The following is a 14,866-nucleotide window of genomic DNA, read 5'->3' on the forward strand; positions in this document are numbered from 1 at the left end:
TTTATGCGTTACAGGCTGGCAGTTGGATGATAAATCCTGCGCCCACTTTTCGGCGCGTATCTATCCAGATCGCGCCACCGTGTTCTTCGATAATTTTTTTGACGATTGCCAACCCTAAGCCGGTACCTTTGGCTTTGGTGGTGACGTAAGGCTCAAAAATCTTTTCGATTTGTTCTTCTTTTATGCCTGGGCCGTCATCATACAGGGCGATTTCGATAAAATCGGTGCTGTTTTTTTGTACGCGGTGCAGGTTAATTTCAATCAGACCTTGTGTCTCTATGGCCTCTAGGGCATTTTTGATCAGGTTGTGCAGCACTTGCCGGATACTGATGGGGTCGCCTTCGATAAACAAGCCTGCCGCCGCTTCATAGTTGGCTTTGAATTTTACGCCAGATTTAAGGACATACAAGGCCAACACTTCTTGTACTAAGCGCGGCAGGTCAATGGCGACGGTCTGTTTTTTGGAGGGTTTGGCGTATTCGGAAAAATCATCGACCATTTCCTTCATGGCCTCGACCTGTTGGACAATGGTAGTGGTGGATCGTTTTAAAATAGTGGCGTCGCTTTCGGACAATTTGTCCGCTAGCTTATGCTGGAGGCGTTCCGCCGACAATTGGATGGGGGTGAGCGGATTTTTGATTTCGTGCGCCAAGCGTCGCGCCACTTCGCCCCAAGCGGCATTTTTTTGCGCTTGGATCAGGTCGGTGACATCATCGAAGACCACGACCGCGCCGACGCGTAAGCCGTCTTGGCTAAACAGCGGCGTACCCCGGCAGAGCAGTTCTTGGCGGCCATTAGCGCCTAAAAAGGCGAGGCGTTGCTCCCAAATGTCGTCGGCCTGCCCCAATAGGCGTTGGATGGATTTGAGCGGTTCGGCCAGTTCGGCGCTGGTGTCGGCCAGTTCCAGTAAGGTGTAGCCTATGCAGTAGTTAACTTGGATACGGAAAATACGGTACGCGGCTTGGTTGGCGGTGCGGATTTTAAAGTCGGCATCAAAGCTGATGACGCCGGCGGTCAGGTTGGCGAGGATGGTTTCCAGGTAGGCGCGTTGGTTTTCCACTTCAAAGCCCGCCATGCGGGTTTCGTAGCTGGCACGGGCGATGCGTTGGGTCATGTCGTTAAAAGATTCGACCAAAAAGCCCAAGTCGTCTTGTGCCATAACGGGCAGTTGTTGGTCATAATTGCCCAAGGCGACAGCTTTGGTGCCTTTTACCAAGGCTTTGACGGGGGCGGTAATATGGCGGATGCTGATGAAGGCGACCCAAATCGCCGCCAGCAAGCTCATTAACAGCACCAGCGATAAGGCCAGCGAAAAACTGAGTTTTAGGGAGTGCCGTAAGAAGCTCATTTCCTGGTAGCGGACAAAGGCAAACTCCACCGAGTCGGCCAAATCGGCAATGCGTACGGGTACGGGATACAGTGCTTGCAGGTACAACGGTTGCGCGGCTTGGATTTTGACGATGACGCGGATCATCAGTTCGTCGTCGCGGATAGGGGTGACGGCGACAAAATCGGAATGCTGTTGGCGCAATTGTATCCAGATGTATTTATCGGGCAAGCTGGGCAGAATGTCGCTGGGGCTGTTACTGCTGGAGGCGAGGATGGTGCCGGGTTGCGAGAATAGGGTCATTTCCGCCGCTCCCGACAATTCGCGTAAATGGTCCACTTCGGTGGTCAGTTGGGGGTTGGGTGAAAATTCCAGCGACGCTACCAGTTGTTGGGTCTGTTTCAAATGCCAGCGCATCCGTTGGTCTAAGGAGGCTTGGCTGAGTTCCAGCGAGTCTTCCATCGCACGGTCGATTTCGACGTTAAACCAACTGTCTATGCCTTGATGGAGGAACTGCATGGAGAAATAAAACACGATGGCGGCCGGGGCTAGGGCCAGCAGCACAAACAAGGACACCATGCGCGTGGTCAACCTAGAGCCGGCCTCGCGTTTTTTCAGTTGCTTGGTCAGAGTGTAGATGTTTGCCCCGACCAACGACAGTAAGGCCGCTGAGCCGATGGCGTTCATCAGCAGTAGCCAAGAATACATTTCGCCCAGTTGCGAAGATTCTTGAGTGGCTGAACTCATCAGCTGTAAAGACAGCAAAATCAGCCCGGACATGACGAAGGCCGACAGGTTGAGCGGCAGTTTCAGTTTTTTAGCGGCCATAAGCTCCAATCACTGGATAAGTACCATTGCTGATTGAGGTAAGCCACTGGCCGTAAAGGCAGGGGCAGGGCGTTGCGGTCAAACACGACTTTAATGGCCGCGACGGTGTCCGGTGTTGGGGCAAAGTCGGCATTGTCGGTAAGGTGGAAGTTGGTCACATTGGCCATTAAGTCAAAAGCGGCGGCTAATGATGAGACATTCGCCACCACGCCGGCGCTTTCGTTATCGACACGGTAGAGGTTGAGTAAGGCGTGGTATTGCAGGCGGTAGCGGATCTGCGCTTGCGCCACCGTTTTTGCCCAGAGGAAAGCGCGGGGTTGTCGGATTTGCAGCTCGATTTCCCAAAATAACGGTACGCCGTTTTGCAGGGCTTCCAAGGCCTTGGCGCTGAGTTGGTAGTTAACTTCGGCGTTGAGCAGGTAGCTTTGGCCATGACGGATCAGCTCGGCGTTTTTGACGCTGGCGGAGCAACAGTCTGCCCAAAGCGGTGGTGATACTAAGCATAGCAGGACTAGCCATGCCAGCCAGCCCTTAAATCTTACGCAAGCGGGCATAATAAAAGCCGTCCATGCCTGACTCGCCAGTTAAGATTTGCCGCCCGACATTGGCCGCTATGCCCCAGCCGTCTTCAGGGCAGGGCAGTTCTTCGGCATCCGCATGGCTGGCTAGGAATGCTTGGATTTGCTGTTCGTTTTCTTGCTTGAGCACTGAGCAGGTGGCGTAAAGTAACAGCCCGCCCTGGGCCAGTAACGGCCAGATGGCGTTAAGGATGCGCTGTTGCAGGGTTTGCAAGGCGCTAATGTCTTCGGCGCGGCGCAATAGCTTAATGTCAGGGTGGCGGCGGATGACGCCTGTTGCCGAGCAGGGCGCGTCCAATAGGATACGGTCGAACGGTTGCCCGTCCCACCAGCTCTGCGGATGGGCGGCATCGCCGCTTACCAAGGTTGCCGATAAGCCGAGGCGGTGCAGGTTGGCGGCGACCCGTTGTAAACGGGCGGTATCAATGTCGACGGCGGTCAGGGCTTGCAGTTGCGGCTGCTGTTCGAGGATATGCGCGGTTTTACCGCCAGGGGCGGCGCAGACATCCAATACCCGTTGCCCAGGCTGGAGGTCTAATAAGCCTGCCGCCAATTGTGCGGCGGTGTCTTGCACCGACACGGCGCCGCTGGCAAAGTCGGGCAATTCGTCAACCGCCACGGCTTTGTCCAGTACCAGGGCGGAAGGGCAAAAGCTGACGGTGTCGGCAGCGAGGCCGCGTTCTGCCAAGTGCTGTTGGTAGGTGTCGCTGTCGGTCTTAAGGCGGTTGATGCGCAGTGCCATTGGGGCTTGCCGGTTGTTCGCCAAGAGTATCTGTTCGGCTTGCTCCGGCCAATCTTGGCGGATGCGCTTAAGCAGCCAGTCGGGGTGGCTGTGCGCCTTATCGGCGGTAAGGGCTTCCAGGCGTTCGGTCTCGCGCAGGTATGTCCTCAGCAAGGCGTTAATTAAGCCCTTGGCCCATGTTTTCTTGCGGATGGCATAGACGGTCTCGGAAACGGCGGCATGGGGCTTGACGCGCATAAATTTAAGCTGGTATAGGCCGATGAGGGCCAGGGCTTTAATTTCCACGTCTTTTAGGGGTTTGGTCGCCAATTCGTCTAAGAGGGCATCAAGTTGGTGATAATGCCTACAGACCCCGTAGCAGAGCATTTGGATAAAGGCGCGGTCTTGGTGCGACGCGACGCTGGCTAAGGTGTTATCAAGGCTTACCGTTAATGACTGTCCGTTGTCCATGACATTGGCAAGCACCCGTGCGGCGATGGCGCGTGTATTGGTACTCAACCCAGTATTACCCCGTTAAGATCGTGCGCGTTGAGAAAGGCCTCAACAGCCATGCGTTTGCCACCCGGCAACTGCACTTCTAACAAACGTAATTTACCGTTTCCGGTCATGATGTCCAATTGTTTGTGGGCGCAGACGACCGCGCCCGGAAGGGCGGTGCCGGTATTGTCCTCAAGGGCTTCGGCACGCCAGATGCGCAGCATTTCGCCACGGTATAGGGTTTGCGCCACGGGCCAAGCGTTCAGGCCGCGCACTTTACAGGCGATGGCGGTAGCGGCCTGCGTCCAATCAATGAGCGCTTCGCTTTTGTCGAGTTTTTCGGCATAAGTGACCAAGGCTTCGTCTTGCGGCTCGGCGTGTACCGTGCCTTGTTCGAGTTGTGCCAAGACTTTGCCCAGCCCCACCGCACCCAAGGCCGCTAAACGGTCGTGGAGGTCGCTGGAGGTGTCGGCCTCGCTAATGGTGCAGACTTCTTTATGCAGCATGTCGCCTGCGTCCAGTTTAAGGACAAGCTTAATGATGGTCACTCCGGTTTCCCCGTCGCCCGCCATGACGGCGCGTTGGATAGGGGCCGCGCCGCGCCAGCGCGGCAATAAGGAGCCGTGGACATTCAGGCAACCCCATTTCGGCGCATCCAGCACGGTCTGCGGCAAAATGATGCCGTAGGCGACCACGACCATCAGATCGGCGTTAAAACGGCGTAGCTGTTGCAGGTCTGCGTCTGCTTTAAAGTTTAAGGGTTGCAACACCGGAATGTCGGCGGTCACCGCCACTTGTTTGACGGGGCTGGGTTGGAGGTGGCGGCCACGGCCTGCCGGGCGGTCCGGCTGGGTGTAGACGGCGCAGACTTCATGCCCCGAAGTGAGCAGCATTTGCAGGCTGGGCACGGCAAAGTCGGGGGTTCCGGCAAAAATAATTTTCATGCTTAAGTTTTTTCCAGTTTATGAAGCTTTTCCAGTTTCTTTTTAATTCGTTGGCGTTTTAACGGCGATAGGTAGTCGACGAAAAGCTTGCCTTCGAGATGGTCCATTTCGTGCTGTATGCACACCGCCAGCAGTTCGCGGGCTTCCAGCGTAAACTCGCGGCCTTCGCGGTCTAACGCTCTGACGATAATATGCTCGGCGCGTTGGACTTTTTCGTAAAAGCTCGGCACGGACAAACAGCCTTCTTCCGATTCCTCAACCCCGTTTTTTTCGATAATCTGCGGGTTAATCAGGCAGAGGGGGGCATTTTTTTCTTCACTCAGGTCTATGACGATGACCCGTTGATGCACATTGACTTGGGTGGCGGCCAAGCCGATCCCTTTCGCTGCATACATGGTCTCTAACATGTCATCGACAAGTTTTTTGATGTTTTGGTCGATTTTCCCGACAAGCGCCGCTTTTTTGCGTAAACGCTCGTCGGGAAACTCGAGAATAGTTAGAATACTCAACAAACTCTCCACTATAATAATTGAATACTGGAATTCTATCCGAATTCATCTAAACTTTGAATTCAAACACACTAAAAAAGACTCCCGCAGGAACCACTATGGCTTATCGTAAATTTTCAGGATTGTTTCTTACGGCGATTATCAGCATGAATGTGTGCGCCGATCAGTTACAAATCAATCCCGCCCATCCTGACCAATATACCGTCGTGCATGGCGATACCTTATGGGATATATCCGGCAAATTCTTACAGCATCCGTCGCAATGGCCCGAATTATGGCGTTACAATAGCCAAATCCGCAATCCTGACCTTATCTATCCTGGAGATACCATTTATTTTGCCATGGTCAATGGCACGCCGCAGGTCAATCTGGTCAGAGGCCCCGATTATATTGATCCCGGCCAGTCTGGCGGCGAGTTGAATATCCAGTCGACCTGTGTCCTGAACGAAGATGACCCTAAACAAGGGCGTACCCAATTTCCGGTCACTGCTGACGGTAAGCTGATGCCGTGCATTCGCGCCACTAATCTGGCGCAGGCCATTAAGCTCATCCCGAACAGTAAGATTATGCAATACCTGACGACACCACGGGTAGTCGGTATGGATGAGCTGGCTGGTTCCCCTTATGTGATTGATGTGGCAGGCGAGCATCTGGTCGCGGGGGTGGGTGATAAAGTCTATGTCCGTTCGATTCCGAAAGGTACGCAAATGGGTTATACCATTTACCGCCCTGGCGAGGTTTATAAAAATCCCGAAACAGGTGAGATTTTGGGCTATGAGGCGCAATATGTCGCCGATACCGATTTGTTACAGGCAGGTGATCCCGCTACGTTGATGATTAAACGGATGAACACAGAGATTCGCTATGGCGACCGCCTGATGCCGAATCCCGAAGCGGATATCGCCTTAAATTATTTCCCTAGGCCGCCCGCAAAAAAGATTAGCACCAATATCATTAGTGTCCAAGGCGGGGTGACACAAATCGGCCTGTATAATACGGTGGTCATTGACAAGGGCGAGAAAGACGGTTTGCAAGTGGGGCATGAGTTGGAGATTTACCAAAGAGGTAAGGTGATAGTCGATGCCCTTAGCCCGATTAAAAACGATACGGTGAAGTTGCCTGATGAAAAAGCCGGTGTGCTGATGGTGTTCCGGGCTTTTGACCGCGTCAGCTATGCCTTGGTGATGAAAGCCACCCAGGCCATCCATGTCTTAGACAAAGCGAAGACCCCCTGAGCCTGCTAAGCGCACCCACTGATGATGACGGTATCCGCTACTGGCTGGCGCTGTTGCGTGTGCCGGGGGTGGGTTGCCGGACGTACCTTAAGTTATTGGCGACCCACACGCCAGAGCAGGTGTTTGCCGAGTCTTACCAAGCGTTGTCGGCGCTGGGCTTAAAAAACAGTGTGGTTGATGCGATCAGAAAGCCGGATTGGGCGGTGGTCGAGCAAGATTTGGCTTGGCTGGCCCAACCTAATAACAGCGTCTTGACCTTGGCGGATGCCGGCTATCCGGCGCAATTGCAAGAAATTGCCGACCCGCCGCCGTTGCTGTTCGTGCGCGGTAAGCCGGAACTGTTGGCGTTGCCGCAATTAGCGATAGTGGGTAGCCGCAACCCGTCGCAATTGGGCAAAGCCACCGCTTTTGAATTTGCCAAAGCCCTGTGCCAAGCCGGTTTTGTCGTCACCAGCGGCTTGGCTTTGGGGATTGATGCCGCTAGCCACGAAGGGGCTTTGCACGCCCAAGGCTATACTATTGCGGTGGCGGGTACGGGTTTGGATAGGGTTTATCCCGCTAAGCATAAGGACTTGGCAACCCAGATTGTCAACACCGGGGCGATGGTGTCGGAGTTTCCGCCCGGCACGACGGCAATGGCCAACCATTTTCCGCGCCGTAACCGTATCATCAGCGGTTTGTGCCAAGGTTTGCTGGTGGTGGAGGCGGCCAAACAAAGCGGCTCGTTGATTACGGCCAGAATGGCCTTGGAACAAAACCGTGAGGTTTTCGCCATCCCCGGATCCATCCATAATCCTTTGGCGCGGGGCTGCAATGCCCTGATCCGTCAAGGTGCAAAGCTTGTCGAAACAACGCAAGATATTCTTGAAGAATTACATCAATATATTCAACAAGATGTGAATTATTCACAAGTCCAACCACAAACAATGCTTGACCTGGAGCAACAAACATTATTGAATCTAGTCATGTTCAGCCCAACTTCCATTGATAATCTAGTCGAAAATGCAGGTTTATCGGTTGAAATTATCTCCTCAATGCTACTCATTTTAGAACTGCAAGGATATGTAGAAGCGACCGCTGGCGGTTTCTATACAAGAATAAAATAATCCAAACCTTAAGCGAACCATGAAAGAAAATATTTTTGATGTCCTGATGTATTTATTTGAGAACTATATGGAAGATGAAGTGGAGATTCTTCCTGATAGCGATGTCATCAAAGTCGAACTTGAGGAAGCGGGCTTTGAATCCTGTGAGGTGAGCAAGGCGTTTGATTGGCTGGAGTCGCTCAGTTTGCAACGGGCGATTAAGCCGAGCGCGTCGGTGGCGTTCCGCATTTTCTGCGCCGAAGAGCAAGCCAAGCTGGATATTGAGTGCCGCAATCTGATTATGTTCTTAGAACATAACGGCATTTTGACCCCGGCTAACCGCGAGATTGTCATTGATAGGGCGATGGCCTTGGAAAATGAGGAAATTTCAATGGAAAAGCTCAAGTGGATTGTGCTGATGGTATTGCTTAGCCAACCGAACGAAGAAATTGCTTTTTCCCGAATGGAAGATATTGTCTATGACTTAGTGCCGACTTATCTGCACTAAACGCGCGTAGTCAAATCCGCCTGCCTTATCCCAACCTCTTGGCCTAGAGGATACGACCCCTTTTACTGTAGATTTTAATTAAATGAGCAAGCATCTTGTCATCGTAGAATCGCCCGCTAAAGCAAAGACCATTGAAAAATACTTGGGCAAGGATTTTCACGTCTTGGCTTCTTATGGTCATGTCCGCGATCTGGTGCCTAAAGAGGGCGCTGTTGACCCAGAACATGACTTTGCCATGAAATACGAAGTCATTGAGCGTAACCAGAAGCATGTTTTGGCGATCAGCAAGGCCTTAAAAGCCGCCGACACTCTGTATCTGGCGACTGACCCGGATAGGGAAGGTGAGGCCATTTCTTGGCATTTATATGAACTGCTCAACGATAAAAAATTGCTTAAAGACAAACCCGTGCATCGGGTGGTGTTCCATGAGATTACCAAAAAGGCCGTGACCGAAGCCATTGCCCATCCGGGTAAGCTGGCGACTAATCTGATTAATGCCCAGCAAGCCCGCCGCGCTTTGGATTATCTGGTCGGCTTTAATTTGTCGCCGTTATTGTGGAAAAAAATCCGCCGGGGGCTATCGGCAGGCCGTGTGCAAAGCCCGGCGTTACGGCTGATTGTCGAGCGTGAACTGGAGATTGAGGCTTTCAAAAGCCGCGAATATTGGACGTTGAATGCCGCGCTGACTGCCGACGAGCAGCACTTTAAGGCCAAATTGATCCAGTTTGGCGGCGAGAAAATCAGCCAATTCAGCATCACCGACCAAGACCGCGCCGAGCAGGTCAGGCAAGTGCTGATAGAGGCCGCTGACGGGCAGTTGTTAGTCACCAAGCTGGAAAAAAAGCAACAAAAACGCCACCCAGCCCCGCCGTTCATCACCTCGACATTGCAACAGGAAGCGGCGCGGAAACTGGGCTTTACCACCAAGCGCACCATGATGGTCGCCCAGCAGCTTTATGAGGGTATCGACATCGGGGGCGACACCGAGGGGCTGATTACTTACATGCGTACCGATTCGGTCAATTTGTCCGAAGATGCCGTGCAAGACATCCGCGCTTTGATTGCCGAAAACTATGGCGCGGACAATGTGCCGCCGGAACCCCGGCTATTTAAGACTAAATCGAAAAACGCCCAAGAAGCCCACGAAGCGATCCGCCCTACCTCTATCCGCCGTTTGCCCGCGTCAATAAAAAATTATCTCAATGCCGAGCAGTTTAAACTGTATGAGCTGATTTGGAAGCGCACCATTGCTTGCCAGATGATCCATGCCACGCTGAACCGCATTGCCGTGGATTTAAGCTGTGCGGCGGGCCAGCATGTTTTTCGGGCGACGGGTTCGTCTATCGCCATCCCTGGGTTTATGACCGTCTATCTGGAAGGCAAGGACGACAGCAACGAAGGTGACGATAAGGAAAGCTTTCTGCCGACTATGCAGGAAGGCCGCCCCGTGCCGCTTAACGATGTGATTGCCGACCAGCATTTTACCGAGCCGCCGCCGCGCTATGGCGAGGCCAGCCTCGTTAAATCCTTGGAAGAGTACGGCATAGGCCGACCTTCTACCTATTCGACGATTATCTCGACGCTGCAAAACCGCGAATACGTCACCTTAGACACTAAGCGCTTTTATCCGACCGATGTCGGGCGTATCGTCAACCGCTTTTTGACCGAGCATTTCACCAAATACGTCGATTACGACTTTACCGCCAATCTGGAAGATGAGTTGGATGCGGTGTCACGCGGGGAAAAAGACTGGATTCCGCTGATGCGGGCATTTTGGCAGCCGTTTACGTCCTTAATCACCGAAAAAGAGGGCAGCGTCCAGCGCAAAGACATTACCCAAGAAGCCATTGACGAAAAATGCCCCGACTGCGCTAGCCCGCTGTCAATACGCCTAGGCCGCAACGGACGGTTTATCGGTTGCACCCAGTATCCCGAATGTTCGTACACCCGCAATTTGGGTGATGACGGGGATAGCACCGAGAAAGCCGCTGAGGTGGTCGAAGGTCGGGTCTGTCCTGAATGCGCCTCGCCTTTGGTGCTGAAAGCTGGCAAATATGGCAAGTTTATCGGCTGTAGCGGGTATCCGAAATGCCGCCACATCGAGCCGCTGGAAAAACCTTTAGATACCCATGTCGAATGCCCGCAATGTAAAACAGGCAGTTTGCTGAAACGCAAATCGCGTAACGGTAAAGTGTTTTATTCTTGCTCAGGCTACCCTAAATGCAGCTACGCGTTGTGGAACGCGCCGCTTAAGGAAAGCTGCCCGACTTGCGAATGGCCGATCTTGACGGTGAAAGTGACTAAGCGCAATGGCGCGGAAAAAGTGTGTCCGCAGAAGGATTGTAAATATGCCACGCCTTATGAAGGGGATCCGGCGGATGCTGAGGGGCCTAAGTGAGGAGGGCGTAGATTATGTCCAAACCTTTATCCAAAGCCATATTTACGCTTTTAAGTTGGGCGGACGGCCATTCTCATCGGCAGAGACAACATATTATTATCAGTAATCTAGCTAGTGTGATCCGGCGATTGCACCAATTGGACATAGATGATAGCGCGGCTCTTCCGGTTAGTGGTTTGGGTTTTCGTTTTCGTGATATACAAGAAGCCCTTGTGCAGTTAATCACCAAAAATGTCGATGTATTGGCGCAAATGGCTATCCAGCCTCAAAACTTGCCCGAATTGGAAAATGCCTTAAACCGTTTACAAGGTATTATCGATAAGTCTACAGTGGCTGGTTTTTCTGGGGTTGAGCAAAAAACGGTTTTTCATGGCCGAATTGATCGGCATTTTACGGAATTGGAACTGTGTCATTATAAGAAATTCCATAACCTTAAAATCACTAAAATAGCGCGTATTAATCTTTTTACAGGGATTAATAATTCAGGAAAAACCACTTTGTTGGAAGCGGTTTACTTACTGTCTAAGCAAAATGATTTTGGCGGGTTATTGGAAGTTATCCGTCGGCGCGGAAAAGTCTCGGAAGACAAGTTGAATCCTGAATGGTTCTTGCAGCAATTGCCCGAATCTTTTGCGCTAAAAGCCCGTTTTGATAATCAGGATACGTCTGTCGCGATGCGCCATTACGAAGAAGACAGTCTGGAAATCGACCGGTCCCGTTATTTACAAAGCGTGGAATTAACCGCCATTTTTGCAGATATTCATCAGGCATCATCAACGCGCCTCTTTAAGGGGCGTGATAGGGAATCTAAGGCCGCATCAATCAAATTATTATGTCCGGCAGTATTTAGCAGCCCTTTTTTCCTTAACGAGCCGCACCGGTATGCGGCTTTTTACCATAAGAGCACCCAATCCAAAGCCTTGCCGAAGATTTTTGAATTTATCCGGCGTGATGTTGTGCCGGGTATCAGTGATATTCGTTTGGTCGATGAATGGCAACGTTTTTTGGTGACGGATAGCGATTATGACAATGCTTTGGATTTGATGGAATATGGCGAGGGTTTGCAGCGTATTTTCTTTATTTCCCTGCTGTTTGCTTCTGCCCAAAATGGCATTGTGTTAATTGATGAGTTTGAAAATGCCATTCATGTTGAGCTGATTGGCAAGTTTTGCCAATTTATCCATACTTTGTCGATAGAATTTAACGTCCAGGTTTTTCTGACCAGCCATAGCAAAGAATGTGTGGATGCGTTTGTGGAAAATGTGCCTGATATTCAGGATTTTGCTTTTCATACCCTGGTGTGCCAAGGCGCTGATATTGTCGCTAGGGAGTTTACTGGGCCGGAATTTAAAAAACTCTTGGAGGCAGGCGATGTGGATTTGCGGAGAGCTAAATAATGGGCGAAGTGAACGCCCTGCTGGTGTTTTGTGAAGGGGCGCATGATATTGCCTTTGTGCAGCAGGTTCTTAAAGTCTGCTTGGGGTTTACCCGGACACAATGGAAATTTAGCGAGCATCCGGCGCCGTTTAACCAATTGTTTAGCACCAGTGTGAAAAACTATGCGGCACAAGATTTGAGTTTGGATATGGCGCGTAAATTCTTTTTGCCGGATAGTGTCTGGCAAAAAGACCAGGACATGATACTGCTTTTTAATAGCGGCGGCAGCACGCAAGTTGCTAAGGTGAAAGAGTTGCTGGGTAAATTTTTGACCTTGTTTAAACAGTGCCAAGTTTTTCCGGGGCAAGCCACGGCTGTGGTCAGGCAAGCAAGCTATTTATTTTTGTATGATGCCGATGATGTGGGGGCGGCAGCATGGTTCAAAAAAATAAAGCAGGATTTTGCGGTTATTGATGACGAACCGTCATGGACTTTTGGTGAATGGGACGTTTTGCCAAACAATCCGTTTGGTGCCGTTGCGGGTGATAAAGCCGCCTATATTTGGGGGGCAAGTGCGCATCAAGGAACGCTTGAAGATGTGTTGTTGCCTATGTTTGAAGTTGACCGCCAGCAGTTAATGGCAGATGCTGGCGCGTTTGTTGATAGTGCGTTTCAATGGGATGTAGATGGGAGGGGTAAAAAAGACCCTATCGCTGAAATGGGCAAACGCAAAAAAGCCATTATCACCTGTGCCGGACAGCGTAAAAAACCGGGTAGCCCGATGAGTGCCATTCTTGATCAAGCTAAATTGATTACCGATTCTACCTTTGCAAATAATGCCGCTGTTGCTTTATTTGCCGATTTTATGAAAAAATTCATGGCTCTTACATAAGCGTAGTACCCTGAAGCCTAAGCCGTATTCCTGAGTCTATCAAGCCACATCGGATTTTTCTTTTAAAATGCCACAAAACATTGTTGTTAGCCAACCCGAAGACCTGACGGTGGCTTGGGCGCAGCGTGTTGTTAAGTTGCACGAACCCCATACCCTAGTGACCCAGGTTGACCTTGTCTCTGTCGAGGTGGGTACGACCACGCGGATACGTTTGGCCGTCACCTATCACGCCGAGACGGCGTTGCCGCGCCGTTGGTTTGTCAAATTGCCGTCTTTAGCATGGCGGGCGCGGTTTATCACCGCGTTGCCGCAGTTACTCGAAACCGAAATCCGTTTTTACCAAGAACTTGCCAAAGCAGTGCCGATTGCTTTGCCTGTGTGTTTGGCGGCGCAGAGCCGTTGGGGTTTGGGTTCTATCTTGGTGCTGGCTGATATTGAGGAACACGGGGCGTTGCCGGGCGAGCCGCATGATGTGTTGTCGGCGGCGCAGGCGGGCTTGGTGGTTGATGGTCTGGCGCGGTTTCATGCGCGTTTTTGGCATCAGCACGGCACGGTGCCGCGTTACCGTTGGTTGGCGGGCAGGGTGCGGCAGGTGGAAGACCATTTAGGGACGGTGCTGGCGGTGCCGCTGATGCAACAGGGCTTACGGCGTTCTGGTGCGGCGGTGCCGGTCGGGCTGCATCAGGCGGCGTTGCATTACGCCCGCAACCGCCGCCGCGCCATGCGGTTTTTGTCGGCCTTACCGCAAACGCTGGTGCATCATGATTGCCATCCGGGCAATTTGTTTTGGCAGCAACATCAGGCGGGGCTGTTAGATTGGCAATTGGTGCGTATCGGCGAAGGGGTCAGCGATGTGGCGTATTTTTTGGCGACGGCTTTAGAACCTGAGCAGCGCCGCTTATGCGAAACCGGGCTATTAGCCCGTTATGCCCAGCAATTGCACAGCCACGGGATTACCGATGTCGATAGCGGGCAGCTTAACGGACGCTATCGGGCGCATTTGGTGTATGCGTTTGAGGCGATGGTGGTGACTTTGGCGGTGGGCGATATGATGCCGACCGCCAGTAATCTGGAATTGATCCGCCGCACGGCGACGGCGGTTGAGGATTTGGATGCGTTTGCGGCGTTGCCGATATAGGCGGCTTATCGCTTGGGAAGGGAGGCTGGGAGCGCGGGCATCTTGCCCGCTCTTGCGGGCAAGATGCCCGCGCTCCCAATGCTTGCCTATCACTCCGCTTTGTTATTCCAAATTTGCAGCACACTTAAGGTCGCCAACAGCAAGAACGCCACTAATGTCCAGGCGGGCATACTCAGGCCTAACAGTTGCCAATTGACTTCGGCGCAGTCGCCTGTGCCGTTCAACATCAGTTTCAGCGTTTTCGTCAGCGGGAAATTATTGAACACATACTCCAAGGGCGGTTCACATTCGGGGACTTTGTCGGGCGGTAAATGCTGTATCCAGACATGGCGGGCGGATACCGCCGCGCCGCACAAGGCCAGTGTTGCGCCGACCAAGCTATAGATTTTCACGCCTTTGGGGCTAGGGTTATGCAGGGCGGCAACTAGAAAACACAGCCCGGTCGCCGCAATGGCAATACGTTGGGAAATGCACAAAGGGCAGGGTTCTAAGCCATCAACCAATTGAAAATACGCCCCCATACTCAGCAAAAACACGCAGCCCAAAAAACCCAGCAGAAACCAGATTCGGGGGTTAAACTTTAATGACTCCAACATGTGACATTCACCTGACTTTTAGATTGAATAAATTAAAATACTGCGTTGTGGCAGAAGCGGCTACCGTTGCGGTAGGGAAGGGAGTCTCTACTGGGTAAACCTTTGCTGTTAATCCTCTTTTATGCCTAGTTAGGGCAAGATTGTATAAAAAAGCAAATAGTGTAACATCGGCTGGCTTAAGGAAGAAAATCTGTCGGCTTGGCCGCAGCGGCGGGCTTTGCCAGTACAATAG

13 protein-coding genes are annotated in these 14,866 nt (G+C 52.0%); 7 read left to right on the plus strand and 6 right to left on the minus strand.

Annotated features, from left to right (window positions below; all coding sequences use genetic code 11):
- Nucleotide 1: 1 nt before the first annotated feature.
- Genes AADEFJLK_RS06945 through def form a run of 5 tightly spaced genes read right to left on the minus strand, consistent with a single transcriptional unit; the run spans nucleotide 2 to nucleotide 5,405 of the window.
- Nucleotides 2-2,155, minus strand: a complete 2,154-nt coding sequence (locus AADEFJLK_RS06945; RefSeq protein ID WP_103973764.1) for a sensor histidine kinase — start codon at nucleotides 2,153-2,155, stop codon at nucleotides 2-4.
- Nucleotides 2,137-2,709, minus strand: a complete 573-nt coding sequence (locus tag AADEFJLK_RS06950) for a DUF4390 domain-containing protein (RefSeq protein ID WP_103973765.1) — start codon at nucleotides 2,707-2,709, stop codon at nucleotides 2,137-2,139. The genes AADEFJLK_RS06945 and AADEFJLK_RS06950 overlap by 19 nt, the downstream gene beginning before the upstream one ends.
- Nucleotides 2,687-3,973 (minus strand): 16S rRNA (cytosine(967)-C(5))-methyltransferase RsmB, encoded by a 1,287-nt coding sequence (gene rsmB, locus AADEFJLK_RS06955; protein ID WP_103973766.1) that lies wholly within the window; start codon nucleotides 3,971-3,973, stop codon nucleotides 2,687-2,689. The genes AADEFJLK_RS06950 and rsmB overlap by 23 nt, the downstream gene beginning before the upstream one ends.
- Nucleotides 3,970-4,896, minus strand: coding sequence for a methionyl-tRNA formyltransferase (gene fmt, locus AADEFJLK_RS06960; protein ID WP_103973767.1), 927 nt, complete (start codon nucleotides 4,894-4,896; stop codon nucleotides 3,970-3,972). The genes rsmB and fmt overlap by 4 nt, the downstream gene beginning before the upstream one ends.
- Before the next feature lie 2 nt (nucleotides 4,897-4,898).
- A complete protein-coding gene (gene def, locus AADEFJLK_RS06965) occupies nucleotides 4,899-5,405 on the minus strand; it encodes a peptide deformylase (protein ID WP_088619924.1) in 507 nt (168 codons plus the stop codon).
- A gap of 98 nt (nucleotides 5,406-5,503) precedes the next feature.
- Between def and AADEFJLK_RS06970 the strand changes: the two genes are divergently transcribed.
- From AADEFJLK_RS06970 to AADEFJLK_RS07000, 7 genes are all read left to right on the plus strand, one after another.
- On the plus strand, nucleotides 5,504-6,640 hold the full coding sequence (locus AADEFJLK_RS06970) for a LysM peptidoglycan-binding domain-containing protein (RefSeq protein ID WP_103973768.1): 1,137 nt from the start codon (nucleotides 5,504-5,506) through the stop codon (nucleotides 6,638-6,640).
- Nucleotides 6,641-6,693: 53 nt separating this feature from the next.
- A complete protein-coding gene (gene dprA / locus AADEFJLK_RS06975) occupies nucleotides 6,694-7,746 on the plus strand; it encodes a DNA-processing protein DprA (protein WP_088619922.1) in 1,053 nt (350 codons plus the stop codon).
- 19 nt (nucleotides 7,747-7,765) lie between these two features.
- On the plus strand, nucleotides 7,766-8,233 hold the full coding sequence (locus AADEFJLK_RS06980; protein ID WP_088619921.1) for a Smg family protein: 468 nt from the start codon (nucleotides 7,766-7,768) through the stop codon (nucleotides 8,231-8,233).
- An 82-nt stretch (nucleotides 8,234-8,315) separates the two neighbouring features.
- Nucleotides 8,316-10,631, plus strand: coding sequence for a type I DNA topoisomerase (gene topA, locus AADEFJLK_RS06985; RefSeq protein WP_103973769.1), 2,316 nt, complete (start codon nucleotides 8,316-8,318; stop codon nucleotides 10,629-10,631).
- Between the two features lie 212 nt (nucleotides 10,632-10,843).
- The gene (locus AADEFJLK_RS06990; RefSeq protein ID WP_211299166.1) at nucleotides 10,844-12,028 is read left to right on the plus strand and encodes an AAA family ATPase; all 1,185 of its coding nucleotides are present in this window, start codon (nucleotides 10,844-10,846) and stop codon (nucleotides 12,026-12,028) included.
- Nucleotides 12,028-12,900, plus strand: a complete 873-nt coding sequence (locus AADEFJLK_RS06995) for a DUF3226 domain-containing protein (protein ID WP_103973771.1) — start codon at nucleotides 12,028-12,030, stop codon at nucleotides 12,898-12,900. The genes AADEFJLK_RS06990 and AADEFJLK_RS06995 overlap by 1 nt, the downstream gene beginning before the upstream one ends.
- Before the next feature lie 67 nt (nucleotides 12,901-12,967).
- Complete coding sequence (locus AADEFJLK_RS07000) at nucleotides 12,968-14,038, plus strand: aminoglycoside phosphotransferase family protein (RefSeq protein WP_170065052.1); 1,071 nt, start codon at nucleotides 12,968-12,970, stop codon at nucleotides 14,036-14,038.
- Between the two features lie 89 nt (nucleotides 14,039-14,127).
- On the opposite strand, the gene AADEFJLK_RS07005 is transcribed toward AADEFJLK_RS07000, so the two are convergent.
- Nucleotides 14,128-14,634, minus strand: a complete 507-nt coding sequence (locus AADEFJLK_RS07005) for a disulfide bond formation protein B (protein ID WP_103973772.1) — start codon at nucleotides 14,632-14,634, stop codon at nucleotides 14,128-14,130.
- Between the last annotated feature and the right edge of the window lie 232 nt (nucleotides 14,635-14,866).

It is taken from the genome of Methylovulum psychrotolerans, from assembly GCF_002923755.1.
Classification (GTDB): domain Bacteria; phylum Pseudomonadota; class Gammaproteobacteria; order Methylococcales; family Methylomonadaceae; genus Methylovulum; species Methylovulum psychrotolerans.